The 24,493-nt window shown below is 69.7% G+C and carries 28 protein-coding genes; 22 read left to right on the top strand and 6 right to left on the bottom strand.

The window, feature by feature from the left end; translation table 11 throughout:
• Nucleotides 1–99 precede the first annotated feature (99 nt).
• Together WG923_RS07875 and WG923_RS07880 are read right to left on the bottom strand one after the other, a co-directional pair.
• On the bottom strand, nucleotides 100–564 hold the full coding sequence (locus WG923_RS07875) for a hypothetical protein (RefSeq protein WP_340350403.1): 465 nt from the start codon (nucleotides 562–564) through the stop codon (nucleotides 100–102).
• Nucleotides 565–828: 264 nt separating this feature from the next.
• Entirely contained in the window at nucleotides 829–1,176 is a 348-nt protein-coding gene (locus tag WG923_RS07880; protein WP_340350404.1) for a hypothetical protein, read from the bottom strand.
• 329 nt (nucleotides 1,177–1,505) lie between these two features.
• Between WG923_RS07880 and WG923_RS07885 the strand changes: the two genes are divergently transcribed.
• The 9 genes from WG923_RS07885 (at nucleotide 1,506) to WG923_RS07925 (ending at nucleotide 9,180) form a co-directional block, all read left to right on the top strand.
• Nucleotides 1,506–2,597 (top strand): integron integrase, encoded by a 1,092-nt coding sequence (locus WG923_RS07885; RefSeq protein WP_445322908.1) that lies wholly within the window; start codon nucleotides 1,506–1,508, stop codon nucleotides 2,595–2,597.
• A gap of 111 nt (nucleotides 2,598–2,708) precedes the next feature.
• Entirely contained in the window at nucleotides 2,709–3,359 is a 651-nt protein-coding gene (locus WG923_RS07890; protein WP_340350405.1) for a Crp/Fnr family transcriptional regulator, read from the top strand.
• Nucleotides 3,360–3,430: 71 nt separating this feature from the next.
• Nucleotides 3,431–3,631 (top strand): YgaP family membrane protein, encoded by a 201-nt coding sequence (locus tag WG923_RS07895; protein ID WP_340350406.1) that lies wholly within the window; start codon nucleotides 3,431–3,433, stop codon nucleotides 3,629–3,631.
• Nucleotides 3,632–3,633: 2 nt separating this feature from the next.
• The gene (locus WG923_RS07900; protein WP_340350407.1) at nucleotides 3,634–4,095 is read left to right on the top strand and encodes an OsmC family protein; all 462 of its coding nucleotides are present in this window, start codon (nucleotides 3,634–3,636) and stop codon (nucleotides 4,093–4,095) included.
• A 156-nt stretch (nucleotides 4,096–4,251) separates the two neighbouring features.
• Entirely contained in the window at nucleotides 4,252–5,229 is a 978-nt protein-coding gene (locus tag WG923_RS07905) for a tripartite tricarboxylate transporter substrate binding protein (RefSeq protein ID WP_340350408.1), read from the top strand.
• A 6-nt stretch (nucleotides 5,230–5,235) separates the two neighbouring features.
• The gene (locus tag WG923_RS07910; protein WP_340350409.1) at nucleotides 5,236–6,456 is read left to right on the top strand and encodes a CaiB/BaiF CoA transferase family protein; all 1,221 of its coding nucleotides are present in this window, start codon (nucleotides 5,236–5,238) and stop codon (nucleotides 6,454–6,456) included.
• Nucleotides 6,453–7,445 (top strand): acrylyl-CoA reductase family protein, encoded by a 993-nt coding sequence (locus tag WG923_RS07915; RefSeq protein WP_340350410.1) that lies wholly within the window; start codon nucleotides 6,453–6,455, stop codon nucleotides 7,443–7,445. Before WG923_RS07910 ends, WG923_RS07915 begins: the two co-directional genes overlap by 4 nt.
• Nucleotides 7,442–8,716, top strand: coding sequence for an acetyl-CoA hydrolase/transferase family protein (locus WG923_RS07920; RefSeq protein ID WP_340350411.1), 1,275 nt, complete (start codon nucleotides 7,442–7,444; stop codon nucleotides 8,714–8,716). The genes WG923_RS07915 and WG923_RS07920 overlap by 4 nt, the downstream gene beginning before the upstream one ends.
• 263 nt (nucleotides 8,717–8,979) lie before the next feature.
• Nucleotides 8,980–9,180, top strand: coding sequence for a hypothetical protein (locus WG923_RS07925; protein ID WP_340350412.1), 201 nt, complete (start codon nucleotides 8,980–8,982; stop codon nucleotides 9,178–9,180).
• Between the two features lie 38 nt (nucleotides 9,181–9,218).
• Here the strand turns inward: WG923_RS07925 and WG923_RS07930 are convergent, their stop codons facing one another.
• A complete protein-coding gene (locus tag WG923_RS07930) occupies nucleotides 9,219–10,757 on the bottom strand; it encodes an acetolactate synthase large subunit (protein WP_340350413.1) in 1,539 nt (512 codons plus the stop codon).
• A 126-nt stretch (nucleotides 10,758–10,883) separates the two neighbouring features.
• The gene (locus WG923_RS07935) at nucleotides 10,884–11,852 is read right to left on the bottom strand and encodes a Bug family tripartite tricarboxylate transporter substrate binding protein (protein WP_340350414.1); all 969 of its coding nucleotides are present in this window, start codon (nucleotides 11,850–11,852) and stop codon (nucleotides 10,884–10,886) included.
• Nucleotides 11,853–11,981: 129 nt separating this feature from the next.
• Here WG923_RS07935 and WG923_RS07940 point away from each other — a divergent pair, with 129 nt between their 5' ends.
• Nucleotides 11,982–12,176 (top strand): hypothetical protein, encoded by a 195-nt coding sequence (locus tag WG923_RS07940; protein WP_340350415.1) that lies wholly within the window; start codon nucleotides 11,982–11,984, stop codon nucleotides 12,174–12,176.
• A gap of 71 nt (nucleotides 12,177–12,247) precedes the next feature.
• Here WG923_RS07940 and WG923_RS07945 read toward each other — a convergent pair whose 3' ends face one another.
• On the bottom strand, nucleotides 12,248–13,129 hold the full coding sequence (locus WG923_RS07945) for a hypothetical protein (protein ID WP_340350416.1): 882 nt from the start codon (nucleotides 13,127–13,129) through the stop codon (nucleotides 12,248–12,250).
• Between the two features lie 210 nt (nucleotides 13,130–13,339).
• Here WG923_RS07945 and WG923_RS07950 point away from each other — a divergent pair, with 210 nt between their 5' ends.
• The 9 genes from WG923_RS07950 to WG923_RS07990 all read left to right on the top strand — a co-directional run bounded on the left by WG923_RS07950 (nucleotide 13,340) and on the right by WG923_RS07990 (nucleotide 22,388).
• Nucleotides 13,340–14,056, top strand: coding sequence for a DUF1028 domain-containing protein (locus WG923_RS07950; protein ID WP_340350417.1), 717 nt, complete (start codon nucleotides 13,340–13,342; stop codon nucleotides 14,054–14,056).
• Nucleotides 14,056–15,069 (top strand): ABC transporter ATP-binding protein, encoded by a 1,014-nt coding sequence (locus tag WG923_RS07955; protein ID WP_340350418.1) that lies wholly within the window; start codon nucleotides 14,056–14,058, stop codon nucleotides 15,067–15,069. The genes WG923_RS07950 and WG923_RS07955 overlap by 1 nt, the downstream gene beginning before the upstream one ends.
• A complete protein-coding gene (locus tag WG923_RS07960; RefSeq protein ID WP_340350419.1) occupies nucleotides 15,066–16,145 on the top strand; it encodes an ABC transporter ATP-binding protein in 1,080 nt (359 codons plus the stop codon). The genes WG923_RS07955 and WG923_RS07960 overlap by 4 nt, the downstream gene beginning before the upstream one ends.
• 30 nt (nucleotides 16,146–16,175) lie before the next feature.
• On the top strand, nucleotides 16,176–17,699 hold the full coding sequence (locus WG923_RS07965; RefSeq protein ID WP_340350420.1) for an ABC transporter substrate-binding protein: 1,524 nt from the start codon (nucleotides 16,176–16,178) through the stop codon (nucleotides 17,697–17,699).
• Between the two features lie 57 nt (nucleotides 17,700–17,756).
• Nucleotides 17,757–18,698, top strand: coding sequence for an ABC transporter permease (locus WG923_RS07970; RefSeq protein ID WP_340350421.1), 942 nt, complete (start codon nucleotides 17,757–17,759; stop codon nucleotides 18,696–18,698).
• Nucleotides 18,699–18,708: 10 nt separating this feature from the next.
• Nucleotides 18,709–19,593 (top strand): ABC transporter permease, encoded by an 885-nt coding sequence (locus WG923_RS07975; RefSeq protein ID WP_340350422.1) that lies wholly within the window; start codon nucleotides 18,709–18,711, stop codon nucleotides 19,591–19,593.
• Nucleotides 19,594–19,776: 183 nt separating this feature from the next.
• Nucleotides 19,777–21,309 carry an acetyl-CoA hydrolase/transferase family protein gene (locus WG923_RS07980; protein WP_340350738.1) on the top strand — a complete coding sequence of 511 codons (1,533 nt, stop codon included), beginning with the start codon at nucleotides 19,777–19,779 and terminating at the stop codon, nucleotides 21,307–21,309.
• A 54-nt stretch (nucleotides 21,310–21,363) separates the two neighbouring features.
• Complete coding sequence (locus WG923_RS07985) at nucleotides 21,364–21,831, top strand: hypothetical protein (RefSeq protein WP_340350423.1); 468 nt, start codon at nucleotides 21,364–21,366, stop codon at nucleotides 21,829–21,831.
• Between the two features lie 143 nt (nucleotides 21,832–21,974).
• Nucleotides 21,975–22,388, top strand: coding sequence for a bacteriohemerythrin (locus WG923_RS07990; protein WP_340350424.1), 414 nt, complete (start codon nucleotides 21,975–21,977; stop codon nucleotides 22,386–22,388).
• A 6-nt stretch (nucleotides 22,389–22,394) separates the two neighbouring features.
• Here the strand turns inward: WG923_RS07990 and lepB are convergent, their stop codons facing one another.
• Nucleotides 22,395–23,060 carry a signal peptidase I gene (gene lepB / locus WG923_RS07995; RefSeq protein WP_340350425.1) on the bottom strand — a complete coding sequence of 222 codons (666 nt, stop codon included), beginning with the start codon at nucleotides 23,058–23,060 and terminating at the stop codon, nucleotides 22,395–22,397.
• Between the two features lie 109 nt (nucleotides 23,061–23,169).
• On the opposite strand from lepB, the gene WG923_RS08000 reads away from it, so the two are divergent.
• From WG923_RS08000 to WG923_RS08010, 3 genes are all read left to right on the top strand, one after another.
• Nucleotides 23,170–23,307, top strand: a complete 138-nt coding sequence (locus tag WG923_RS08000) for a hypothetical protein (protein ID WP_340350426.1) — start codon at nucleotides 23,170–23,172, stop codon at nucleotides 23,305–23,307.
• Between the two features lie 58 nt (nucleotides 23,308–23,365).
• Entirely contained in the window at nucleotides 23,366–23,557 is a 192-nt protein-coding gene (locus tag WG923_RS08005) for a hypothetical protein (protein ID WP_340350427.1), read from the top strand.
• Between the two features lie 77 nt (nucleotides 23,558–23,634).
• Nucleotides 23,635–24,492 (top strand): polysaccharide deacetylase family protein, encoded by an 858-nt coding sequence (locus WG923_RS08010; RefSeq protein ID WP_340350428.1) that lies wholly within the window; start codon nucleotides 23,635–23,637, stop codon nucleotides 24,490–24,492.
• Nucleotide 24,493 lies beyond the last annotated feature (1 nt).

Below are 24,493 nucleotides of genomic sequence, written 5' to 3' on the forward strand. Positions count from 1 at the left end.
GAAGGTGACCGGCACGTTGCGGCAAGGGGCCGCACGGTGCACGATTTCCAACTGCGCCGTGCGGCCCCTTGCCGCAACGTGTCCGCGTCGACCGTTCTGTTAGATGTCATTCTCCGGCAGTAGCCTCTTGTACGCAGCGACAAGCTCCCGAGAACAGAAGCCTTCCGGCAGGTCTTTCACAAAATCGCCGAAGAATCCGCTGTCTTCCTTGCGGTAGTTCTCAGCGTCAGCCAGAAGATCGGACAACGCCCGCTCGAATACCTCTCGATTCCCAGTTGCCCTCGCAACCCGAGCTTGGCAGCAAAGCGAATATCGGAGCAGAGCTCCAACAGAGCGAGAAATATCGACTGCCCGCGCGGCAGCGTCAAGCGCCTCTGCGGCACCGTCGGGCCGTCCGCTGAGTGCGTGTGCGAGCGAGAGCCACATGACCGCAGCATCGGGGTGATTTCCAACTCGCTCCCGCTGCACTTGCAAGTACTCGTCATCCATGTCTGCACGGATGTATTCCGCCCCCACTTCAGCGAGCAGATCGTCACGTTCGTACTCATCTTCGGCGGCTGCCATTAGAGAGCGCAAGTACGGAACCGAGCCAGGTACCAACTTGCCGTCGACGAGTACACGAGGTTCGCGCCGAACACGGAGCTGTTCCCGCAACGCGGCGCGCGCCTCTGGGTCTAGAAACGGCATGATGACATCTAACGTTGGAGTTGACCGGCACACACCGGCAAGGCGCCGCAAGCCGTATGCTCCCGCGCACGGCTTGCGGCGCCTTGCCGGTGTGTGTCCGCGTCGAACGACCTGTTAGGCGGCATGCGCGCGAACATACGCTCAGCGGTTCCGTTTTGCGAGTTCCTTAGCAAGTGCCGAAGTGGCTTGCGACAGCGAATCCAAGGGATTCGCGCTGCAGTAGTTGTAGATCCACAAGTCCCAGGCCGCCGCATCTGTTCCCGCGGCAACATTCGAGCGCTGTACGACGTACTCGTTGATGGCGGTCAAGTATCCTGCGACCCAGATGCTGTTACTCAGCTTCGCTCGCCCATCATCCTTGAAGTCGCCAACGACTTCCCCGCAACTCTTTGTGCCCATACTCAGGATGGTGAACCTCCCGGACGCATCGGCTGCAATTGCCCCGAATGCAAAGCCGGAAATGAGCAATGCCACAACGGTGTGCTTCATGATGAGCCTAGGTCGGTCCTGATGCCGCCTAACGTAATTTAGACGTCACCAAAAGCTCCCATATCCCCCACCCGCCGGAATAAACCCCTTCCAGCCCGTGCGCTATGTCCTTGACTCATACGAAGAATCCTTCGTAAACGGTGGATAAGAACAACCGCCTTTCGCAGACTTTTATCCCGTAGCAGCCCCCCGACGGCACGCATGCGGGATAAAGCCCAGCCCATCGGGCCACCAGCCCCTGGTCATCCCCCTCCTATCGGCGGAGAGCCTTGCACGCACCTCCTCCCCGCCCTATACTGTATTTAACAACAGTACGAACAGCGTACCCCGTGCACCCCCGCCCCCCACCTGCATTCCAGTCCCCGCGCCTGCTGGAACAGGTCCGCGAACAAGCGCGCTATTTGCACTATAGCCCGCGCACCGAGAAGGCCTACGTTTACTGGATTCGCTTCTTCATCCGCTGGCACGGCTTGAAGCACCCACGCGACATGGGCGCGCACGAGGTGCAAGCGTTTCTCACGATGCTGGCCAGCGAGCGGCAGGTCTCGCCGTCCACGCACGGCCAGGCACTCTGCGCCATCCTGTTCCTGTACCGCGAGGTTCTCTGCGTCGAGCTTCCATGGCTGCAGGAGCTGGCTCGCCCGCTCTATCGCCGCCGCATCCCGTCCGTGCTCACGCGCGAAGAGGTCGACCGGCTCCTCGTTTCCATGCAGGGCGTGACGCGACTTGTCGCTTGCCTCCTGTACGGCACCGGCATGCGCCTGATGGAGGCCCTCAGGCTGAGGGTGAAGGACGTGGATTTCGATCGCTGCGTGATCGTCATCCGCGAGGCCAAGGGCAACAAGGACCGCGTCGTCATGCTCCCCCACTCGCTCGACGGCACCCTGCGCGCGCAGCTCGCCGAAGCGCGCGCGACATGGGAGCGGGATCGCCGCGGCGGCATCGCAGGCGTCCAGGTTCCCGACGCACTGGAGAGGAAGTACCCGCAAATGGCCAGCACGTGGGCATGGTTCTGGGTCTTTCCGTCGCCGGTGCTTTCGGGCGACGCGCGGCACGGCGCGCAGCGCCGGCATCACCTCTTCGAGGAACGGCTGCAGCGAGCGATCAAGAGGGCGGTCGTCTCCGCGGGCATCGACAAGCGCGTCTCCGCGCACACGCTGCGCCACAGCTTCGCCACGCACCTGCTGCAGGCCGGCACCGACATCCGCACCGTGCAGGAACTCCTGGGCCACAGCGACGTGAGCACCACGATGATCTACACCCACGTCCTGAAGATCGCCGCCGGCACCACGTGCAGCCCCCTCGATGCCCTTGCCAGTCGCGCGACAACGGGGGTGGTGCCGGTGCCGGCGCCAGCAGCGGCCGCGGCGGCGGCGGGGCCGCTGCCGGCCCCGCGCGGCAGCCCGAGCATGACCCCCTGAATTCCCTCTCCCACCAACACCTCCTCGCCACCGGTCGCCGCCCACCCACCGCGACCCCGCCGCTTGACCCCCATCAACCCGCCCGGCCTCCGGCGGGTGAAGCATCCCCGCATGCCCGAAACCCTGGCGGACCTCCTGCACCTGTACCCCGCCCTGCGCCCCCTCGGCGGTGAACTGGCCGCGCTTGCCGCCCAGGCCATCGCCGCGCCCGCCGGCACCATCCTCTTCACCGAGAACGATCCCTGCCGCGGCTTCCCGCTGCTGCTCGAAGGCGAGGTGCGCGTCAGCCGCAGTTCGCCCGACGGCCGCTCGCTGGAGCTGTACCGGATCGTTCCGGGCGAGGTGTGCCTCGCCTCCAGTGCCTGCCTGTTCCGCAGCCAGCCGCTGTCGGCGCAGGCGGTCACCACGCGTCCCGCGCGCCTGCTGCTCGTGCCGCCGCCGACGTTCAAGGCCTGGCTGGCGCAGCCCGTCTTTCGCGACTTCGTGCTGGGCCTCTACGCCGAGCGCATGGCCGACCTGACGGCGCTCGTCGACGAGGTGGCCTTCCAGAAGCTGGATCGGCGGCTTGCCGCAGCCCTGCTCGGGCACGGCCCCGAGCTTGCCGTCACGCACCAGGAGCTCGCGAACGTGCTGGGCACGGTGCGCGAGATGGTCACGCGCCTCCTGCGCCGCTTCGAGCGCGAGGGCTGGATCGAACTGGCGCGCGAGCGCATCCGCATCCGCGACGGCGCAGCCCTGCGCCGGGTGGCGGAGGCTGGGTAACCAAAGTCACATACAGGCGCACGCGCGTCTGCTGCAATGCGGGCACCCCATCTCACCCAAGGAGCAAACCCATGAAAGCAAACGTCGGCAGCATCGACCGCATCCTCCGCGTCCTGGTCGGCCTGGCCCTGATCGGCCTCACCCTCACCGGCACCATCGGCGTGTGGGGCTGGCTCGGCGTGGTGCCCCTGGCCACCGGCCTGATCGGCTGGTGCCCGCCGTATGCGTTGCTCGGCATCAGCACCTGCAAGGTGCGCGCCGGCACCCGTTGACCATGCACCCCTTCCCGCATCGCTATCACGCACAGGCACGTGCGGCCGGCACGGGGCGCGTGATGGTCGGTGCAGAAGGCCTGCCGGAGATCGAGACCGACGCGCCGCCGGAGTTCGGCGGCCCGCCCGGCCACTGGTCACCGGAAACGCTGCTGGTCGCCGCCATCGCCGACTGCTTCATCCTGTCGTTCCGCGCCAGCGCGCGGGCGTCCAGGCTGGCGTGGTTGTCGCTGGCGGTGGACGTCGAGGGCGTGCTGGAGAAGGCGGACGGCACCACGCTGTTCACGCGCTTCACGATCTCGCCGCGGCTCACCGTCTCGCCGGGCACCAGCGAGACCCTGGCGCAAAGCGTCCTGCAGCACGCCAAGCGCCTGTGCCTCATCACCAATTCGCTCAGCGGCGCATGCGAACTTGCGTCCACCGTGCACGTGGTCGCCAACGACGAGGCGCCGGCCGGTCCTTGAGGCCCCCCGAGGGCGGGTTTGTGCGGGTGGCATGCTAACGCCACCGGGACTACGATCGCTTTTGCGTCGCTGCGGCCCCACGGGCATGCGGCGGCAGAGCGTCCCCCCGAATTCCCGCGCCCGCGCGGCGCGGCCCTCCGCCGAACGGCCACCCGCATGAACACCCTCCTGAAGAACGCCGCCTGCGCCCTGCTCGCGGCCTGCACCCTCGTTGCCGCGCCGCTGGTCCACGCCCAGAAGTACCCCGAGAAGCCGATCCGCTTCATCGTGCCCTTCCCGCCAGGCGGGGGCAACGACATCCTCGCGCGCGCCATGCAGCCGAAGCTCGCCGAGCTGCTGGGCCAGCCGGTGGTGGTCGACAACCGCGGCGGCGCCGGCGGCAACCTCGGCACAGACCTGGCGGCCAAGGCGCCGCCCGATGGCTACACGATCGTGATCGCCTCCAACCAGGTCACGATGAATCCCGCCTTCCAGAAGCTGCCCTTCGACATCGAGAAGGACTTCGTGGCCGTCGCCCAGGCGGCCAGCGTGCCGATGGTGCTGGTGGTGCATCCTTCGGTGCAGGCCAGCAACGTGCGCGAGTTCATCGCGCTGGCCAAGGCCAATCCGGGCAAGCTGAACCACGGCACGCCCGGCAGCGGCACGCCGCAGCACATCGCCTTCGAGGTGTTCAACCACGCCGCCGGCATCAGCGTGACGCACGTGCCGTACAAGGGCACCGGCCCCGCCATCGCCGACCTGCTGGGCGGCCAGGTGCAAAGCGCGATCGCCACCATGGCCTCGGTGGAGCCGCACATCAAGGCAGGCAAGCTCAAGGCGCTGGCCGTCACCACGCCCAGGCGCTCGCTGGTCGCGCCCAACCTGCCCACCATCGCCGAATCGGGCCTGCCCGGGTATGACGTGCCCCTGTGGTATTCGATCCTCGCGCCGGCCGGCACGCCGCGCGACGTGGTGGCGCGCCTGTCCTCCGACATCCAGAAGACGCTGCAGGATCCGTCCGTGCGCGAGCGCCTCGTGCAGCAGGGCTTCGACATCAGCTACCTGAACGCCGACCAGATGGCCGACCTGATGAAGCGCGACCTGGCGCGCTGGCAGAAGTCGATCCGGGAAATGGGCGGCATCAAGGTCGACTGAGCGTCCATGGCGGTGAACATCAACGACGCGCTCGCGGGCGTCATGGTGCTCGATTTCTCGCAGGTGGGCGCGGGGCCCACCTGCGGCATGCTGCTGGGGGACCTGGGCGCGGACGTGATCAAGATCGAGCCACCCGCCGGCGACATCGGCCGCAAGCTCGGGCCGCCATGGCAGCACGGCGAGTCGGTGGTGTCGATGAGCTTCAACCGCAACAAGCGCTCGATCGCCATCGACCTGAAGAAGCCGCAGGGTCCGCAGCTCGTGCGGCGCATGGCCGCGCGCGCGGACGTCGTGCTGGAAAGCTTCCGCCCCGGCGTGATGGACCGGCTGGGCCTGGGCTACGAGGCGCTGCGCCTGCTGAACCCCCGCCTCGTGTTCTGCTCGGTCTCGGCCTATGGCCAGACCGGCCCCTGGCGCGACAAGCCCGGCGTGGACGGGATCATCCAGGCCGTCTCCGGCCTCATGAGCAACATCGGCAGCGAGGATTCGCCGCCCATGAAGGTGCTGACGCCGGCGGCGGACATGACCACCGGCTTCCTCGCCATGGGCGCCATCCTCGCCGCGCTGCGCGTGCGCGATGCGACCGGCGCAGGCCAGCACCTCGACGTGAACCTGTACAACAGCGCGATCATGCTGCAGCAGTCCGCCGTCGCCTCGTACCTTTCCTGCGGCGAGAAGCCCGCGCGCACGGGGACGGCCGCGCCCTACTCCGCGCCCAACGAGGCCTATCCCACCAGGGACGGCTGGATCATGATCGCCGCCTACCACGAGGACCGCTGGAAGGCGCTGTGCGCGCTGCTGGGCGACCCGGCACTGGCCGGCGACGAGCGCTTCGCCACCAACGCGCAGCGGGTGGCGAACCGCAAGGCGCTGATGTCCGAGTTGTCGCGGCGGCTTGCAACGCACACCAGCGCCGAGTGGCAGGAACGGATGGAGGCCGTCGACATCATCTGCGGCCCCATCGCCGACTACGACATGCTGGCGGCCTCGCCCCAGCTCGCGCACAACGGCGTGATCGTGGAAATGCGCACCGCGGATGCCGGCGTGGTGCGCATGCCGGGCGCGGCCTTCGGCGACCGCGATGCGCAGGCGCGCGTGCGGCGCGGGCCGCCGGCGATCGGGGAACACTCGGTGGAGATCCTGCACGCAGCGGGCGTGCCGGAAGACGAAATCGCCGCGCTGCTCGCCAGCGGCGCGGTGGTGCAGAAGAAGGACGTGCAGCCATGAAGTTCCAGGCCATCCGCCTGTATTCCGAAGGCGGCGAGCGCAAGAGCCGGCTCGTCGAACAATCGCTCTCCGACCTCGATGCGGGCGAGGTCGTCATCCGGTCGCGCTACGCCGCGGTCAACTACAAGGATGCGCGCGCCGTCACGGGCGTGGGCAACGTGATCTCGCGCTTTCCCTGCGTGCCGGGGGTGGAGGTGGTCGGCACCGTGGTCGATCCGGGTGGCTCGGGGCTGCGCGAGGGCGAGCTCGTCACCGTGCAGGGCGGCCGCGACTTCGGCATGCGCCGCGACGGCGCCTACAGCGAATACGTGCGCGTGCCCGCGGAATGGGTCGGGCGCGTGCCCCCGGGCAGCGACGGCTTCTACATCGTGGGCATGGGCCTCGCGGCCTATACGTCGGCGCTGGCGGTCGACGAACTCCTGCAGCGCGGGATCAAGCCGGAAAGCGGCCCGGTGGTCGTGACGGGCGGCACCGGCGGCAGTTCCTCGTTCGCGATCGACATGCTGGCGGGCCTCGGCTTCCACGTCGTGGCCAGCACCGGCAAGGCCACCGAGCACGAGTACCTGAAGAAGCTCGGCGCGGCCCAAATCATCGGGCGCGAGCAGATCGCCTCCGGCGACAAGCCGCTGGAGGACCAGCGCTGGGCCGCCGCGATCGACGCGGTGGGCGGCGCACCGCTCGACGCGCTGCTGCGCTCGATGAAGAAGCGCGGCGTGGTGTGCGCCTTCGGCAACGCGGCGGGCGAGGAGCTGAAGACCTCGATCTATCCCTTCATCCTGCGCAGCGTGTCGCTGGTGGGAATCAACGGCAACCACCCCGTGCCGGAGCGCGGCGACGTGTGGCGCCGCATGATGCCGGGCGGCGACCTGCACCCGCGCCACATCCACGACATCTGCTACACGATCCCGTTCTCGCAGCTGCTCGGGCACTGCGAGAGGCTGATCGCGGGCGGCGTGCGCGGCCGCGCGATCGTGACCTTCGGCACGTGAAGGAGCTCGCCCTCGCCGACCTGCGCTTCGCCGGCATCGTGCGGCCGGGGGACACGGTGGTGTGGGGCCAGGCGGCTTCGGAACCCTTCGCGCTGACGGCGGCCCTGATGGCGCAGCGGCACGAGATCGGCCGCTTCGCCGCCTTCATCGGCGTGTCGTGGTCCGACGCGGTGCAGCCCGCCTTCGCCGACGCGGTGCGCTTCCTTTCCTATTGCGGCGGCGGGCGCAACCGCGCGCTGGTGCAGGCCGGCGCGCTGGACATCCTGCCCTGCCACTATTCCGAGCTGGGCACGCTGATGCGGCGCGGCCAGCTCCCGGTGGACGTGGTGCTGGTGCAGGTCGCGCCCGCGGACGAACAGGGCCGCTTCAGCCTCTCGCTGGCCGGCGACTACGTGGTGCCCGCGCTGGCGCAGGCGCGCGTCGTGGTCGCCGAGATCAACGCGCAGGCGCCGCGCACGCACGGCCCGCACTTCCTCACCGCCGCACAGGTCCACTTCGGCGTGCACACCGACCGGCCGCCGCTTGCCCCGCCGCCGGCCAAGGGGCATCCGGCCGAAGCCGCGGTGGCGCGCAACGTCGCGGCGCTGGTCGAGGACGGCATGACGATCCAGACCGGCATCGGCAGCCTGCCCGATGCGATCGCGCTGCAGCTCACCGACCGGCGCGACCTGGGTTTCCACTCCGGTTCCATGGGCGACGGCGTGGCGGCGCTGATCCGCGCGGGCGTGATCACGAATGCCCGCAAGACGATCGACGCGGGCGTGAGCGTGGCCGGCTGCCTGATGGGCAGCAGCTCGCTCAACACGCTCGCCGACTGCAATCCCGCGCTGCAGGTGCGCAGCGTCGACTACACGCACGCGCCGCAGGTGCTCGCATCCATTGACCGGCTGGTGACGATCAATGCGGCGATCGAAGTCGACCTCACGGGGCAGGTGAACGCGGAGGTCGCCGGCGGCGTGTACGTCGGCGCCGTCGGCGGCGCAGTGGACTTCGTGCGGGGCGCGCGGGCCTCGCGCGGTGGCATGCCGATCATCGCGCTGCCCTCGCGCACCGGCGGCAAGTCGGAAACGAGCCGCATCGTGGCGCGCCTGCACGGCCCGGTGAGCACCGCCCGCGGCGACGCGGTGGTCGTGGTCACCGAACACGGCGTGGCGGACCTGCGGGGCCTGACCCTCGCCCAACGCGTGCAGGAGATGCTGGCGATCGCCCATCCCGAGGAACGGGAGCGCCTGGCGCGCGAGGCGCATTCCACGCTGCCCGTACGGGCTTGAGCACGCGCGCAGCGCGCGCGTTGCGCAATAGCTCACACCCGCACGGCCCCGCGGCAACTCGACCAAGGCCTCCGCGCACTGGCCCATGCGCGCTTGCCTGTCGCGGCATAGGACTCTTCCTATCCCGGCTCGGCGGACGCCCTGCCCGCGAATCGGAAGGCGCCGAGGCCGTGATTCAGTGTCGGCTGATCGCGGGAATCCCGACTCTCTCCGATAGTTCTCCCATGCCGAGAGGCGATGCAACCCCCGCGAGGAGACCCCAAATGATGGATTCCGCCAACTCCCAGTTCCAGCTGTGCTTCCGCTCGCTGTTCGACAGCGGCCGCGGTTTTGCATTTCCCTGCGACCCCAAGGGCCAGGTCGACCTCGACAACATGAGCGAGAAGGCGCGCAACAACTACTTCTACGCCCGCGCCATGATCGGCCGCGAACTCACCTACCCGGCCGTCGAAGTCCTGCACTGAGACTGCACCCGGAGGGCGGCCCGCCCTCCGCGCGGGGCTCACACCATCAGCTCGATGACGAAGGGCCCCGGCTGCCGGAAGCTGCGCGCGAGCAGATCGGCACACTCCTCCATCGTGCTGGCCCGGGCGCCCTCCACGCCCATCCCGGCGGCCAGCTGAACCCACCCGAGATCCGGATCCCCCAGGTCCAGCATCCGCAAGGCGGTCGGACCCGGGGTCGCCCCCACGCTCCGGTATTCCCCCTGCAGGATCGCGTACTTGCGGTTGTTGAGCAGCACGGTCGTGCACGGCAGCTTCTCGCGCGCCTGCGTCCACAGGGCCTGCAGCGAATACATGGCGGAGCCGTCGGCCTGCAGGCTGATGACGCGCCGGCCGCCCCCGGCCAGGGCAGCACCCGTCGCCACCGGCAGTCCGGCACCGATCGCGCCGCCCACCAGGTGCAGCCAGTCGTGCTGCGGGGCCGCATGCGAGTGCTTGTAGAACCCGCGGCCGAAGGACACGCTCTCGTCCGAGACGATGCTGTGCTCGGGCATCAGCGCCGCGATCGTCTGCGCCACCTTGTCGGGCGCGGGCGCGCCGCTGGCGGCTTGCGGGCGCGGCCCGGGATCGGGCAACGGCACCTGCTTGGCGCCCAGCGTCTCGGCGAGTGCCCGCAGGGCGGCTGCCGCATCCTGTTCGGGCCGGGTCACCACGTGCAGCTGCGCATTCGACGGCGCCTGCATCGAAGGCTTGCCCGGATAGGCGAAGAAAGCCACCGGCGGTTTCGCGCCCACCAGCAGGATGTGCTCGAAGCGGGCGAAGGCCTCCATCGCGAGGTCGGTGTTGTACGGCGTGCGTTCGAGCTGCAGCCTGCCGCGGCCGCGCTCCACGTGGGCGTTCATGTAGTCGGCCATCAGCTGCGCGCCGGTGGCCTGGGCGATGCGCCAGGCCAGCGCCTGCGATTCGCCGCGCACGCCGCCGCCGGCCAGCAGGATCAGCGTCGGCTGGCCGCTGCGCAGCACGCGCGCGGCGTTCTCGATGGCGAAGCCGTCGAATGCGGGCGGGGCGGGCACGGGCAGCGGCTCGCCGACGAGGCCGCCCTCGTCCCACGAGGCGTCCGAGGGCAGGATCAGCGTCGCGACCTGTCCCGGCGCCGTGCGCGCGGCCTGCACGGCCGCGGCCGCATCGCGGCCGACGTCGGCCGCGTGGGTGCTCGTGCGCACCCAGGCCGACACGGTGCGCGCCAGGCCTTCGGTGTCGGCGCTCAGCGGCGGATCGTACGGCCTGTGCCAGGTGGCCTGGTCGCCGACGATGTTGACGATGCCGCTGCGCGCGCGGCGCGCGTTGTGCAGGTTGGCGATGCCGTTGGCCAGGCCCGGGCCGCAGTGCAGCAGCGTGCAGGCGGGCTTGCCCGCGATGCGCCAGTAGCCGTCGGCCATGCCGGTCACGACGTTCTCCTGCAGGCCCAGCACGCAGCGCAGGCCGGCGCTCTGGTCGAGCGCGGCCACGAAGTGCATCTCGCTGGTGCCGGGGTTGGCGAAGCAGGTGTCGACGCCGGAGGCAAGCAGCGTGGCGACGAGGCTCTGGGCGCCGTTCATGGTCGGGATCTCCTTCAAGGTCCCGCGATGGTACTGACTCGCCCGAGCGGAACGTGCAGGAGGAGATTGCCGGCCGCGCCCCCCGGCCGCGTGAGCGGGCAGCCGGCGCGGCCACCTCGTGGTTGATCAGTCCACCTTCGCGCCGGAGAAGTGGACGATCTTGGCCCACTTCTCGGTCTCCATCTTGTGGATGGCCCAGAACTGCTCGGGGGTGCCGGCGATCGGCAGGCCGCCCAGGTCCGCCAGCTTGGCCTTCATGCCGGCGTCGACCAGCGCCGCATTCACCTCGCGGTTGAGGCGCTGCACGGCCGCCGCCGGCGTGCCCTTGGGCACCGCAATGCCGAACCAGGCACTCGCTTCGTAGCCCGGCACCGTGTCGGCCACCGTGGGCACGTCGAGCGCCGGCGAGCGTTGCGCGCTCGTCACCGCGAGCGCGCGCACCGAGCCGCCGCGGATGTGCCCGATGATGGAGGGCATGTTGTCGAACAGCACGTCGACCTGGCCGCCGATCAGGTCCGTGATCGCGGGCCCCGCGCCCTTGTACGGCACGTGCTTCATGTCGATGCCGGTCATGAACTTGAACATCTCGCCCGACAGGTGCACCGAGGTGCCGGAGCCGGACGACGCCATGTTGATCTTGCCGGGGTTCTTCTTCGCGTAGTCGATGAATTCGGCCACGGTCTTCGCAGGGAAGTTCTTGGTCACCGTCATCACGTTGGGCACCCGCACGATACCGGCCACCGGCGCCATGTCCTCCAGGAAGTTGAAGGGCAGCTTGGGGTACAGCGTGGCGTTGATCGCGTTGGCGGGGTTGACCAGGAAGATCGTGTAGCCGTCCGGCGGGGACTTCACCGCCATCTCGGTGCCGATGTTGTTGCCGCCGCCGGCCTTGTTCTCCACCACCACCTGCTGGTTCAGCCGTTGCGACAGCCACTGGCTCATCAGCCGCGCCAGCAGGTCGGTCGTGCCGCCGGGCGGATAGGGCACGATGAACTTGATGGGCTTGTTCGGATAGTCGGACTGGGCCGATGCGGGCAGCGCGAACAGGCTGCCGAGCAGGACCAGGCCGGTGAGAATCCTCGGGATCAGACGCATCGCGGCTCCTGTGTGGGGAAGTCCGGCAGGCTACAGGGGCCGGCGAGCCAGCGTCAATCGGGACTCGCGGCAGGCGAAAAAGGATGACGCCCTACATCCGGCGGCTGCGCGGCTGGCCATCATGGGCGCATGAACACGCCGGCCCCACCCGCGAACGCGGAACTGAACGACGCCACGCCGACGCCGCCGGAAGAAGTGAAGGCGGACCTGGAGAAGGCCAAGGCGGAAAGCCACCGCCTCGACTCGCCCCGCCGCACCAACGATTCGACGATCGATCCGGAGCGGCCGCAGGAAGACATCCTCAAGGGCTTCCACGGCGGGTAACGCCATAAAAAAAGGGGGATGCATCCGCATCCCCCACCCCACGTTCTTCCCCGGAGGGAAGGAGTCACACGTTACTTCCCGACGGACACCGCCTGGGCGAAGATGATCTTGTCGAAGGTCTTGCCGAGCGAGCGCGCGGTGAAGTTGCTCATCTGCGTGCCGCCCTGCCACTGGACCTTGTCGCCGGCCTTCATGGGCGTTTCCATCGCGGCCACCCACACGGTCTTGCCGGCGCCTTGCTCCACCTCGATGTAGCTGTAGCCGCCGGCGTTGGTCACGGTCTTGACCGTGCCGCGCGCGGAGGGATCGGCGGCTGCGGCGGCGGGCGCGCCCGCGGCGGCCGCGGCCATCTCGTCGGCGCTCACGGCCGGCGTGCCATTCGGGAACTTGCCGTGCGGCGCCACGGCCACGGGGGCCTGGCCCACCGGGGCCCAGCGGTCCACGAACAGGATTTCGGGGAAGGTGCGGTTCAGCGACTTGGCCGTGAAGTCGCGCATCAGGCCGTAGTTGCCCCACTCCACCTCGGCACCCTGCTTCACGTCGATGTGCGAGCCGGCGATCCAGACCTTCTTGCCGGAGGCCATCTGCACTTCGGCATAGGTGTAGCCGCCGCCTTCGGCGGTCTGCAGCACCTTGCCGCGGTTGTGGGATGCGGTCGGCGCGGCGGCGGCGGAACTGCCACCGAACATGTCGACGGCCTGGCCCCTGGCCTGCGGCGCGGCGGCGGGAGCCTTCTGCGCGACCGGCTGGGCGGCCGGTGCGGGTGCGGCGGCAGCCGGCGCTTCAGCGGCGGGAGCGGCCGCGGGGGCGGCCGTGGCAGCGGGTGCCGCGGCGGTCACCGGTGCGGCGGCGACGGGCATGGCCGGCGCCGGCGCGGCGGTGGGGGCTTCTTGCTTCGAGCAGCCACCCAGCAGGGCCAGGACGGCGGCGACGGTCACGAGCGGACGAAACACGGAATCTCCTTCTACGCAGGCAGCTTGCCTGCAGTCGGAGCCGATTCTTGGGCCGGGGCGGCCCGCCGCACTTGATCTTCCTCAGTCGGGCCCGCCTTTTGCACGCACCACGGCCGGGGAGCGTCAGGGTTGCGCCGGGCAGCCTGGCGGGGCCGTTGGGCCGAGAATGCCCCCGAACTGGGCCCCCGTGGGCCCCAAAAGGATGCGGGAATGACGTGGTCCATCCTGGCGCGCGACGAGGCGGGCCGCTTCGGCGCTGCCATCGCCAGCCGGTTCTTCGCGGTGGGCGCGCTCACCGTGCATGCGCGGCGCGGGGTCGGCGTGCTCGCCACCCAGGCGCTCATGAATCCGCTCTACGGACCGCAGGGCCTGGATCTGCTGGCGGCCGGCCGCACGCCTGAACAAGTGATCGCGATGCTCACCGGCGCCGACGCCGGGCGCGAGCAGCGCCAGCTCCACGTCCTGCCCGCGCAGGGCCAGCCCGCGGCCTGGACCGGCGCGGCCTGCATAGCCTGGTGCGGCCATCGCCTGGGGGAGGACTTCAGCGTCGCCGGCAACATGCTGGCCGGAGCGCGGGTGGTCGATGCGACGGCCGAAACGTTCCTCGAAATGCGCGGCAAGCCCCTGGCCGAGCGCCTGCTCGCCGCCCTCGCCGCGGGTGAGGCCGCCGGCGGCGACAAGCGCGGCAAGCAGGCCGCCGCCCTGCGCATCCAGGCCGACGAGGACTATCCGCAGCTGGACCTGCGCGTGGACGACCACGAGGAGCCGGTGCTGGAGCTGCGGCGCCTGTACCGCAAGAGCCTGGAGCGCGCCCAGCCCTTCCTCGCCTGCCTCGCCGGCCGGCGCGATGCCGTCGGCATCACCGACCGCGCCGAGATCGAGGCGCGCATCGAGCGCTTCCAGCGCGAGCGCGGAGGCGCGGCCTGATGCCCGTCCTGGAAGTGCGCGACCTGCGCACCGAATTCAGCACGGACGACGGCAGCTTCCCCGCGGTGGACGGCGTGAGCTTCGCCGTCGATGCCGGCCGCACGCTGGCCATCGTCGGCGAATCCGGCTGCGGCAAGAGCGTGACGGCGCTTTCCATCATGGGGCTGGTGCCCGATCCGCCCGGGCGCATCACCGGGGGCTCGATCCGCTTCGAGGGGCGGGAGCTGGTGGGCGCGCCGAAGCGCGAGCTGCTGGACCTGCGCGGCAACGGCATGGCGATGATCTTCCAGGAGCCGATGACCTCGCTGAACCCCGCCTTCACGATCGGCGAGCAGATCGTCGAGGCGCTGCTGCGGCACTGGCCCGTCTCGCGCGGCGAGGCGCAGGCGCGCGCCATCGAGGTCCTGCGCCAGGTGCGCATCCCGGCGCCCGAGCAGCGCTTGCACGAATATCCGCACAAGCTCTCGGGCGGCATGCGGCAGCGCGCGATGATCGCGATGGCGCTCGCCTGCAACCCGCGCCTGCTGATCGCGGACGAGCCGACGACGGCACTGGACGTCACCATCCAGGCCCAGATCCTTGCGCTGATGCGCACCCTGCAGGCGGAAACCGGCAGCGCGGTCATCCTGATCACGCACGACCTGGGCGTGGTGGCGGAGGTCGCCGACGAAGTGGTCGTGATGTATTCCGGCCGCATCGTCGAACGCGCGAGCGTGGCCGCGATCTTCGCGCAGCCGCAGCATCCCTACACCGTGGGCCTGCTCGGCTCGATCCCGCGGCTGGACGTCGCGCGCGAGCGGCTGGCGTCGATCGAGGGGCAGGTGCCGAACCCGCTGCAGCGGCCGCGCGGCTGCCATTTCGCGGCGCGCTGCCCGTTCGCGATCGCACGCTGCCATGCCGAGTCGCCGCCGCTGATGGAAGTCGGCGCGCAGCACGCGTCGGCCTGCTGGCGCGCGCCGCTCGATCCCGACGTGCTGGCGCCGCACCTGCCCGAAGCGGTGGCCACGCCATGAACGCGCTCGTCGACGTGCAAGGGCTCGTCAAGCACTTCCCGGTGCGGCGCGGGCTGTTCGGGCGCGTGAGCGGGCTGGTGCGCGCGGTCGATGGCGTGGACCTGCGGCTGCACGCCGGCGAGACGCTGGGCGTGGTCGGCGAATCCGGCTGCGGCAAGTCGACCCTCGGGCGGCTGATCCTGCGCCTGATCGAGCCCACCGCGGGCCGCGTCGTGTTCGACGGGCAGGACATGGGCGGGCTTTCCACCACGCAGCTGCGCGCGCGGCGGCGCTCGATGCAGATCATCTTCCAGGACCCGTATTCGTCGCTGAACCCGCGCATGACCGTGGGCCAGACGCTGGCGGAGCCGCTGCGGCTGCACGGACTGCATGCGGGCCGCGAGGCCGGGCGCGTCGGGGAGCTGCTGCGCATCGTCGGCCTTGCGCCGGAACACGCGCAACGCTATCCGCACGAGTTCTCGGGCGGGCAGCGCCAGCGCATCGGCATCGCGCGGGCGCTCGCGGTGGAGCCCAAGCTGATCGTCTGCGACGAAGCCGTGTCGGCGCTGGACGTGTCCGTGCAGGCGCAGGTGGTGAACCTGCTGCAGGACCTGCAGCGGCGCTTCGGCCTCGCCTACGTCTTCATCGCGCACGACCTCGCGGTGGTCAAGCACATCGCCACGCGCGTGGCCGTGATGTACCTCGGGCGCATCGTCGAGACGGCGGACAAGGACGCCTTGTTCGCCTCCCCCCGCCACCCCTACACGCAGGCCCTGCTGTCCGCGATCCCGCGGCCGGAGCCGGACGCGCCGCGCGACCGCCTGGTGATCGGCGGCGACGTGCCCAGCCCGCTGCATCCGCCTTCCGGCTGCCACTTCCACACCCGCTGCCCGCACGCGCAGCCGCTGTGCTCGCAGCAGGTGCCGCTGCTGGAAGCGACGAGCGACGGCCACGCCGCCGCCTGCCACTTCTGGCGCGAGCTGCAGGGCCGCGGCGGCACCACAGCGCAGCCGATCGCCTTCGCTCCCGCGCGCCGCCGGCTCGAACGCCTGCAGGCCGCCTTCGTCACCCCGGCGCCGGCCGCGCCGGGCCCCTGAAACTTTCCTGGAGAGCCCACCATGCCCTGCTTGCCTAGATCCCTCCTGCGGCCCCTGGCGGTCGTCCTGCTCGGCGCCGCCGCGCTCGCCGCCCAGGCACAGACGACGCTGCGCGTCGGCCTGGCCGAGGACCCGGACGCGCTCGATCCCTCGCTGGCGCGCACCTTCGTCGGCCGCGTGGTGTTCGCGGCGCTGTGCGACAAGCTGTTCGACATCGACGAGAAGCTCGCCATCGTGCCGCAGCTGGCCACCGGCTACGAGTGGTCCGCCGACGGCAAGGCGCTCACGCTCAAGCTGCGCCAGGGCGTCACCTTCCACGACGGCGAGAAGTTCGACGCGGCGGCGGTGAAGTACAACATCGAGCGGCACAAGACGATGCCCGGATCGAACCGGCGCGGCGAGTTGGCGCCCGTGTCCACCGTGGATGTCGTCGATCCGTCCACCGTGCGCCTGAACCTGTCGGCGCCGTTCTCGCCGCTGCTCGCGCAACTCACCGACCGCGCGGGAATGATGGTCTCGCCCAAGGCGGCGCAGGCGGCCGGCGACAAGTTCGCCGCGCACCCGGTGTGCTCCGGCCCGTACAAGTTCGTCGAGCGCGTGCCGCAGGACCGCATGGTGCTGGAGCGCTACGCCAACTACTGGAACAAGGCCAGCGTCGCCTTCGACCGCATCACCTACGTGCCGATCCCGGATGCGACCGTGCGCCTGGCGAACCTTCGTTCCGGCCAGCTCGATTTCATCGAGCGCGTGGCGCCCAGCGACATGGAGAAGATCGTCAAGGAGAAGAAGCTCAAGACGGCCAGCATCACCGAGATCGGCTACCAGGGCATCACGATCAACGTGGGCAAGAGCGACAAGGCGAAGAACAACCCGCTGGGGCGCGACCGCCGCGTGCGCGAGGCCTTCGAGCTGGCGCTGGACCGCCAGGGCCTGGTGCAGGTGGTGATGGACAACGAGGCCATCGTGGGCAACCAGTGGGTGCCGCCGACCAACACCTTCTATGCGAAGAACATGCCGATCCCGAAGCGCGACATCGCCCGCGCCAAGGCGCTTCTCAAGGAAGCCGGCGTCCCCAATCCGAGCTTCACGCTGGTGACGCCCACGACCTCGGACGCGCAGCGCATCGCGCTGGTGGTGCAGGCGATGACGCGCGAGGCCGGCTTCGACGTGAAGATCCAGGCGGCGGAGTTCGCGACCTCGCTGAACATGGCGGACAAGGGCGACTTCGAGGCCTACGTGCTGGCCTGGAGCGGACGGCCCGACCCCGATGGCAACCTCTACAGCTTCCACGCCTGCAACCAGCCGCTGAATTACGCCGGCTACTGCGACGCCGAGACCGACAAGCTGATCAAGGCCTCGCGCGAGGTGCGCGACGTGAACGAGCGCAGGAAGCTGTTCGAGCAGGTCGCCGCGCGCGTGCTCAAGGAGCGGCCGATCGTGTACCTGTACCACCGCAAGTGGCTGTGGGCGTACAACCCGAAGCTCACGGGGGTGAGGAACATTCCGGATGGATTGCTGCGGGTGCAGGGATTGAAGATGGGCAACGGGGCGTGAAAGTGCCGCGGAGCGCCCCCACCCCAGCCCTCCCCCGGAGGGGGAGGGAGTAAGGCCATGTTCGATTACCTGGTCAAGCGCATCGCCCAGCTCATTCCGACACTGATTCTCGTGTCGATGCTGATCTTCGGCCTGCAGCAACTGCTGCCCGGGGACCCGGCGAAGATCCTCGCCGGGGAGGAGCAGGACCCGGCGGTGGTGGAGTACCTGCGCAAGAAGCTGCACCTCGACGAGCCGCTGCCGGTGCGCTACGCCTACTGGGTGGGCGGCGTGCTGCGCGGCGACCTCGGCGAGTCGATCCGCAACCAGCAGCCGGTGCTGGGGCTGGTGGTGCAGAAGCTGCCCGTCACCCTGCAGCTCGCGGCGATGGCGATGGGCATCGCGCTGGTGATCGGCATTCCGGCGGGGATCATCTCGGCCGTCGGCCGGGGCACGGTGTGGGACTGGGCGGCGAACATCTTCGCCTTGTGGGGCATCTCCACGCCGAACTTCTGGCTCGGCATCCTGCTGATCCTGCTGTTCGCCGTGAATCTCGGATGGCTGCCGGCCTCCGGCTACGTCAGTCCGTTCGAAGACCTCGGCGCCAACCTGAAGGCCATGATCATGCCGGCCTTCGTGCTGGGCAACGCGATCGCGGCGGTGCTGATGCGGCACATGCGCAGCGCGATGCTGCAGGTGCTGTCCGCCGATTACGTGCGCACCGCCCGCGCCAAGGGGCTCGACGAGAAGACGGTGGTCCTCAAGCACGCGCTGCGCAATGCGCTCACGCCGGTGATCACGCTCGGCGCGCTGGAGCTCGGCACGCTGCTCTCGGGCGCCGTGCTCACCGAGCAGGTCTTCACCATCCCCGGCTTCGGCAAGCTGATCGTCGACGCCGTGTTCAACCGCGACTACGCAGTGGTGCAGGGCGTGGTGCTGGTCACGGCCACGGCGTACATGCTGCTGAACCTGCTCGCGGACCTGGCCTACTTCGCGGTGAACCCGCGGCTGCGGCACTGACAAGGAAAGCATGGCCGCCGTCCTGCCCATCCCCACCTCCGAAGCCGCGGCGCCACCCGCCGGCCCGTGGCGGCGTGCATTGCGCCGCCTGCTGCGCCGGCGCGCCGCGCTGCTGGGGCTCGCCGTCGTCCTCGGCTTCATCGTGCTGGCGGTGTTCGCGCCGTGGGTCTCGCCGCAGGACCCGATCGCCACCAGCTGGAGCGCGATCCGGCAGGCGCCCTCGGCCGAACACTGGTTCGGCACCGACGAGATCGGCCGCGACGTGCTCTCGCGCGTGATCTGGGGCACGCGGGCCTCGCTGCTCGCGGGCGTCGTCTCGGTTTCCATCTCGCTGCTGATCGGCGTGCCGATCGGCATGGCGGCCGGCTTCCTCGGCGGCTGGATCGACGGCGTGATCTCGCGCATCACCGATGCCTTCCTGGCCTGCCCGTTCCTGATCCTGGCGATCGCGCTGGCCGCCTTCCTGGGCCCGAGCCTCACCAACGCGATGGTGGCGATCGGCATCTCCGCCGCGCCCATCTTCGTGCGGCTCACGCGCGGCCAGGTGCTGGGCGTGAAGGTGGAGGACTATGTGGAAGCGGCGCGCGCCGTGGGCAATCCGCCCTGGCGCATCGCGCTGCGCCACATCCTGCCGAACATCACGGCGCCGCTGATGGTGCAGGCCACGCTGGCCATTGCCGCCGCCGTGATCGCGGAAGCGAGCCTGTCCTTCCTGGGCCTGGGCCAGCAGCCGCCGGCGCCGAGCTGGGGCAGCATGCTCAACACGGCGAAGAACTTCATCGACAACGCACCCTGGATGGCGATCTGGCCGGGCGTGTCGATCTTCCTGCTGGTGCTGTCCTTCAACCTCCTGGGAGACGGCCTGCGCGACGCGCTTGATCCCAGGCAGCGGTGAGCGCCGGGCTTCGCGCGCTGCGCGGCTCAGCGCCAGCCTGCGTGAGCCGCGACCGCAGGCACGACAGTCGGTAGGCTGGCGGTGACCGAAGGGAACCCCAGCAACGGCCCAGTTGACCTCCCTCAGTCGGGACTCCGGGTATTCCCTTAGACTGCCGTCAACATCGGAGAGAACAAGAAAGTGCTGTCCCCCGCCTCCCGCGTCCTGCATCCCGGCCTGCGCCAGAAAATCATGTCCGCCGAACAGGCGGCCGCCCTCATCCAGCACGGCGACCACGTCGGCATGAGCGGCTTCACCAGTTCCGGTTATCCCAAGGCCGTCCCGCCCGCGCTGGCCCGCCAGATCGAAGCCCACAACCAGCATGGAGAGGTGTTCCGCATCGGCGTCTGGACCGGCGCCTCCACCGCGCCCGAACTCGATGGCGCGCTGGCCAAGGTCGGCGGCATCGAGATGCGCCTGCCCTACCAGTCCGACCCCACCTGCCGCGCGCGCATCAATGCCGGCGAGATGGAGTACATCGACATCCACCTGTCGCACGTGAGCCAGTTCGTGTGGTTCGGCTTCCTCGGCAAGCTCAACGTGGCGCTCGTGGAAGTGGCCGGCGTGCTGGAGGACGGGCGCCTGCTCGCGGCCTCGTCCCTGGGCAACAACAAGACCTGGTTGGACCTGGCCGACAAGGTGATCCTCGAAGTGAACAGCGCGCATGCGCTCGGCCTCGAAGGCATGCACGACATCTACTACGGCACGGCGTTGCCGCCCAACCGCAAGCCGATCCCCGTGCTGCATCCCAGCAGCCGCATCGGCGATGCCTACCTCCACGTGGACCCGGCGAAGGTCGTCGCGATCGTCGAGACCCACATCCCCGACCGCAACCCGAAGTTCACGCCGCCCGACGAGGCCTCCGAACGGATCGCCGAACACATCCTCGACTTCCTCGAGCACGAGATCTCGCGCGGCCGCCTGCCCAGGGAACTGCTGCCGATCCAGTCCGGCGTGGGCAACACCGCCAACGCGGTGCTCAGCGGCCTGAACAAGGGCAAGTACAAGGGCCTGACGGCCTACACCGAAGTGCTGCAGGACGGCATGCTGGACATGCTCAAGTCCGGCACGCTGGCCTTCGCGTCCTCCACCGCGCTGTCGCTCAGCGACGAGGGCATGCGCGAGTTCCTGGACAACCTCGACTACTACCGCGAGCGCATCCTGCTGCGCCCGCAGGAGATCTCCAACCACCCCGAGGTGATCCGCCGGCTGGGCGTGATCTCCATGAACGGCATGATCGAAGCCGACATGTACGGCAACGTCAACTCCACGCACCTCATGGGCACCCGCATCATGAACGGCATCGGCGGCTCGGGCGACTTCGCCCGCAACGCCTACCTGTCGATCTTCATGTCGGCCTCGACGGCGAAGAACGGCGCCATCTCGTGCATCGTGCCGATGGCCAGCCACGTGGACCACACCGAGCACGACGTGCAGGTGATCGTGACCGAGCAGGGCCTGGCGGACCTGCGCGGCCTGGCCCCGCGCCAGCGCAGCAAGGTGATCATCGAGCGCTGCGCCCATCCCTCCTACCGCGCCGCCCTGCAGGACTACGAGGACCGCGCCCAGGCGCTGGCCCGTTCCGGCCGCGCCGGCCTGCACACTCCGCACCTCCTGCGCGAAGCGCTGTCCTGGCACGAGCGCTACGAGGAGACGGGGCGCATGCTGCCCCGATAACCGCGCCGCCAGCGGGCCCTCCCCGCCCCCGGGCCTTTCTGGGATAGTGGCGCGGTGGACCGTGCCCCCTCCCCGCCGCGCTGGCTCCTGCCCCTGCTGGGACTGGGCGCGCTCGCCTGGCTCCTGCAGGCCTGGCTGCCGCCCACGGCCACGCTGTCGGCCGCAGGCATCGACCGGCAGGACCTGCTGCGCGGCACCTGGCTGCGCGAATACAGCGAGGACGGCGTGCAGGTGCGGCGAGTGCTCGAACTCGCGGCGGACGGCGCCTTCCACGAGAGCGTGCGCATCGCCGACGCCCGCGGGCGCATCACGCGCATGGAGCACCAGGGCACCTGGCTGTACGACGGCACCAACCTCAAGCGCAAGTACACCCTCATGAACGGCGAGCCGCCCTCGCGCCTGAACGTGCCCTTCGCCACCTTCGAGGTCGACTTCCAGGGCCGCAACGACTTCGTGGGCGTCGACCACGTGCACCGGGTGCGCGTCGAATACCGGCGCGTGGCGGACGACACGCAACCCTGAGGCTCGTCTCCCGGGGCTCCGCGGGCGTGAATGCTTCACGCCGCCGGGGCGTCCCCTGCATGTCCGCACCGATTCCTTGCGCCAGCGCAAGGAATCGCCGCGCAGTAGGCGCTACTTTTCCCCCGGATAGGAGCCACTGACCAATGAGCGCGTTCGTCTGGGAAGACAAGTACAGCCTGCAGATCGCCGAAATCGACCGCCAGCACCAGAAGCTGTTCGCCCTGTTCAACGAGCTGTATGACGCCATGCAGCAGGGGCAGGCCCGCGAGGTGATCGACAAGGTGCTGACCAGCGTGGTGGACTACACCGCGTACCACTTCGCCTTCGAGGAGAAGCTGCTGAAGGAGGCCGGCTTCAAGGAGGAGGCGGCGCACCGCGCCGAGCACGGCAAGCTGGCCGGCCAGGCCAAGGCGCTGGCGCAAAAGCTCAAGGAGCGCGGCAGCGACACCACCGTGGCCATCGCCACGCTCAAGTTCCTGGGCGACTGGCTGGCCCGGCACATCCTGGTGTCGGACAAGAGCTTCGCGCCCTTCCTGCTCGCGCGCGGGATCCGCTAGGCTCCTTCAGCGGATCCGCTCGCCCAGCCGCGCGAAGCGCGGCGCCCAGCGGCCCAGGATGTCGGCGGAAACGAGGATGTGGTGCGCCCGGCCGATCAGCAGCCGGCGCGGCACCATGCCGATGTAGCGCGAATCGGCGCTGTCGTCCCGGTTGTCCCCCAGCACGAAGAAGTGCCCCTCGGGTACCCGCACGGGCGGGAAGCTGCGCTGCGCCGGCTGGCCCGGCAGGAACTGCACGGCGTGCTCGCGCGTGTCCAGCCGCTCCAGCGTGCGCACCGTTTCCGCCGCGACGCCGCGCCGCTGCTCCCGCACCGTCACCGGCTCGCCGTAGCCGGCCGGCCGGCCATTGACGAACAGCACCTCGTTGCGCATCTCGACGACGTCGCCGGGCAGCCCCACGATGCGCTTGATCAGCCGCGTGCCGTCGGCCGGCGAATGGAAGGTGACCACGTCGCCGCGCGCGGGGTCGCCCAGGTGTGCAATCGCCACGTCCGTCAGCGGCACCTTGGCGTCGTACGCGAGCCGGTCGACCAGCACCACGTCGCCTTCCAGCAGCGTCGGGCGCATCGACCCGCTGGGGATCGGATTCCAGTCCGCCACGGCCGTGCGGAACAGGCCCAGGCCCAGCAGGAACAGCAGGAAGCCGCGGTTGCGGCGGAACCAGTCGCGCATGTCCATCTCCGATCAGGCAAGCCGAACGGGATTCTGGCACCGCGTGGGCGCCTCCGGCGCTAGCATGGCCGGCATGCTCCGGCGCGCGCCGCGGGCCGAAGGAATCCGCATGACCAACACCCTGCTGTGGACGGCGCTCTATGTGTTCATCGCGCTGGTGGTGGTGGCGGTCGTGGTCCGCGGCATCAAGGGCCTGCTGCGTCGCAACGAACCGCGCGGCCCCTTCCGGCGTCCGCCTGGGGAGTGACGCTGCGGTGGCGACAAACGGCGGCCGCTGCTAACATGCCGGGGCCAAGGCTGTCCCCATGCAAGACCGCATCCTGTTCCTCGACCCCGAGGTCAAGCCGCCGGAATACCGCGTCCCGCGCGGGCGCAGCGGCGTGGGCGCGCAGTCCGCGCTCGAGACCCTGCTGAGCGACCTCGAGCGCATCCGCAAGGCCAAGGAAGCCTACCGCCAGCTCTTCCAGGGCATCGAACAGGTCGTCACGCGCCATTAGCACGGGCCCCGGGTAACTCCCCGCGGGACACCGCAAACCCCTCCAGATAATGGCCTCCGTTTCGAGGAGGCCCCCGCATGCAGGCTGCGATCACCCGGCTGCCCGACAGCTTCCGCTGGCCCGGCGGACGGCGCCTCGCCGTGATCTTCAACATCGCGTACGAGGCATGGTCGGACGGGCAGGCCCCCGGCATCGGTCCGATGGGCAACGTGCTCAAGCCGGGCTTCTTCGACACCAATGCGCATTCGTGGGCCAGCTTCGGGCTGGTGCGCGGCATCCAGCGGCTGCTGGCGATCGCCGAGCGGCACCAGGTGAAGACCAGCGTGATGGTCAACGGCGTGATCTGCGAGCGCGACCCGGCGATGGTCCGCCAACTGGCCCAGCTCGGGCACGAGATCGTGAACCACTCCTGGGGCATGGACGTGATCCCGGTCTATCTCGACGAAGCGGGCGAGCGCGCCAACCTCGAGAAGAACCACCGCATCCTGCACGAGACCGCCGGCGTGGCGCCGCGCGGCTGGATCAGCCCGCGCGGCACCGGCAGCGCCATCAGCTCGCGGCTGCTGGCCGAGGCCGGCTACCTGCACCACGGCGACGTCAACGACGACGACCGCCCCTACGTGATGGACTTCGGCGGCCGGCGCATCGTCGGCATCCCGCTGACCATGGACGTCAACGACCTGCCGATCTGCATCCGCTACGGCCACGCGCCGCGCCACATGCTGGAGGTGTTCGAGGACACCTTCGCGGCCCTGCGTGCCGAGGACGCGCCCCTGATGCTGGACGTGACGGCGCACACGCACGTCATGGGCCGCGCCTCCGGTGCCTGGGTCTACGACACCATCATGGGCCGCGTGAAGCAGTGCGAGGACGTCTGGATCTGCACGCGCGAACAGATGGCGCGCCACGTGCTCGAACACGCGCCGCGCGCATGAA

The sequence above is a fragment of the Ramlibacter sp. AN1133 genome (assembly GCF_037890035.1).
In the GTDB taxonomy this organism is placed as follows: domain Bacteria; phylum Pseudomonadota; class Gammaproteobacteria; order Burkholderiales; family Burkholderiaceae_C; genus Ramlibacter.

What these genes read in the sequence shown, in the direction of transcription:
- WG923_RS07970 (WP_340350421.1), top strand. Translation starts at nt 17,757, where the DNA reads ATGTTCGATTACCTGGTCAAGCGCATCGCCCAGCTCATTCCGACACTG.
- WG923_RS07875 (WP_340350403.1), bottom strand. Translation starts at nt 564, where the DNA reads ATGGCAGCCGCCGAAGATGAGTACGAACGTGACGATCTGCTCGCTGAA.
- WG923_RS07925 (WP_340350412.1), top strand. Translation starts at nt 8,980, where the DNA reads ATGATGGATTCCGCCAACTCCCAGTTCCAGCTGTGCTTCCGCTCGCTG.
- WG923_RS07880 (WP_340350404.1), bottom strand. Translation starts at nt 1,176, where the DNA reads ATGAAGCACACCGTTGTGGCATTGCTCATTTCCGGCTTTGCATTCGGG.
- WG923_RS07890 (WP_340350405.1), top strand. Translation starts at nt 2,709, where the DNA reads ATGCCCGAAACCCTGGCGGACCTCCTGCACCTGTACCCCGCCCTGCGC.
- WG923_RS07930 (WP_340350413.1), bottom strand. Translation starts at nt 10,757, where the DNA reads ATGAACGGCGCCCAGAGCCTCGTCGCCACGCTGCTTGCCTCCGGCGTC.
- WG923_RS08005 (WP_340350427.1), top strand. Translation starts at nt 23,366, where the DNA reads ATGCAAGACCGCATCCTGTTCCTCGACCCCGAGGTCAAGCCGCCGGAA.
- WG923_RS07940 (WP_340350415.1), top strand. Translation starts at nt 11,982, where the DNA reads ATGAACACGCCGGCCCCACCCGCGAACGCGGAACTGAACGACGCCACG.
- WG923_RS07915 (WP_340350410.1), top strand. Translation starts at nt 6,453, where the DNA reads ATGAAGTTCCAGGCCATCCGCCTGTATTCCGAAGGCGGCGAGCGCAAG.
- WG923_RS07905 (WP_340350408.1), top strand. Translation starts at nt 4,252, where the DNA reads ATGAACACCCTCCTGAAGAACGCCGCCTGCGCCCTGCTCGCGGCCTGC.
- WG923_RS07895 (WP_340350406.1), top strand. Translation starts at nt 3,431, where the DNA reads ATGAAAGCAAACGTCGGCAGCATCGACCGCATCCTCCGCGTCCTGGTC.
- WG923_RS07960 (WP_340350419.1), top strand. Translation starts at nt 15,066, where the DNA reads ATGAACGCGCTCGTCGACGTGCAAGGGCTCGTCAAGCACTTCCCGGTG.
- WG923_RS07935 (WP_340350414.1), bottom strand. Translation starts at nt 11,852, where the DNA reads ATGCGTCTGATCCCGAGGATTCTCACCGGCCTGGTCCTGCTCGGCAGC.
- lepB (WP_340350425.1), bottom strand. Translation starts at nt 23,060, where the DNA reads ATGCGCGACTGGTTCCGCCGCAACCGCGGCTTCCTGCTGTTCCTGCTG.
- WG923_RS07910 (WP_340350409.1), top strand. Translation starts at nt 5,236, where the DNA reads ATGGCGGTGAACATCAACGACGCGCTCGCGGGCGTCATGGTGCTCGAT.
- WG923_RS07950 (WP_340350417.1), top strand. Translation starts at nt 13,340, where the DNA reads ATGACGTGGTCCATCCTGGCGCGCGACGAGGCGGGCCGCTTCGGCGCT.
- WG923_RS07990 (WP_340350424.1), top strand. Translation starts at nt 21,975, where the DNA reads ATGAGCGCGTTCGTCTGGGAAGACAAGTACAGCCTGCAGATCGCCGAA.
- WG923_RS08000 (WP_340350426.1), top strand. Translation starts at nt 23,170, where the DNA reads ATGACCAACACCCTGCTGTGGACGGCGCTCTATGTGTTCATCGCGCTG.
- WG923_RS07955 (WP_340350418.1), top strand. Translation starts at nt 14,056, where the DNA reads ATGCCCGTCCTGGAAGTGCGCGACCTGCGCACCGAATTCAGCACGGAC.
- WG923_RS08010 (WP_340350428.1), top strand. Translation starts at nt 23,635, where the DNA reads ATGCAGGCTGCGATCACCCGGCTGCCCGACAGCTTCCGCTGGCCCGGC.
- WG923_RS07975 (WP_340350422.1), top strand. Translation starts at nt 18,709, where the DNA reads ATGGCCGCCGTCCTGCCCATCCCCACCTCCGAAGCCGCGGCGCCACCC.
- WG923_RS07900 (WP_340350407.1), top strand. Translation starts at nt 3,634, where the DNA reads ATGCACCCCTTCCCGCATCGCTATCACGCACAGGCACGTGCGGCCGGC.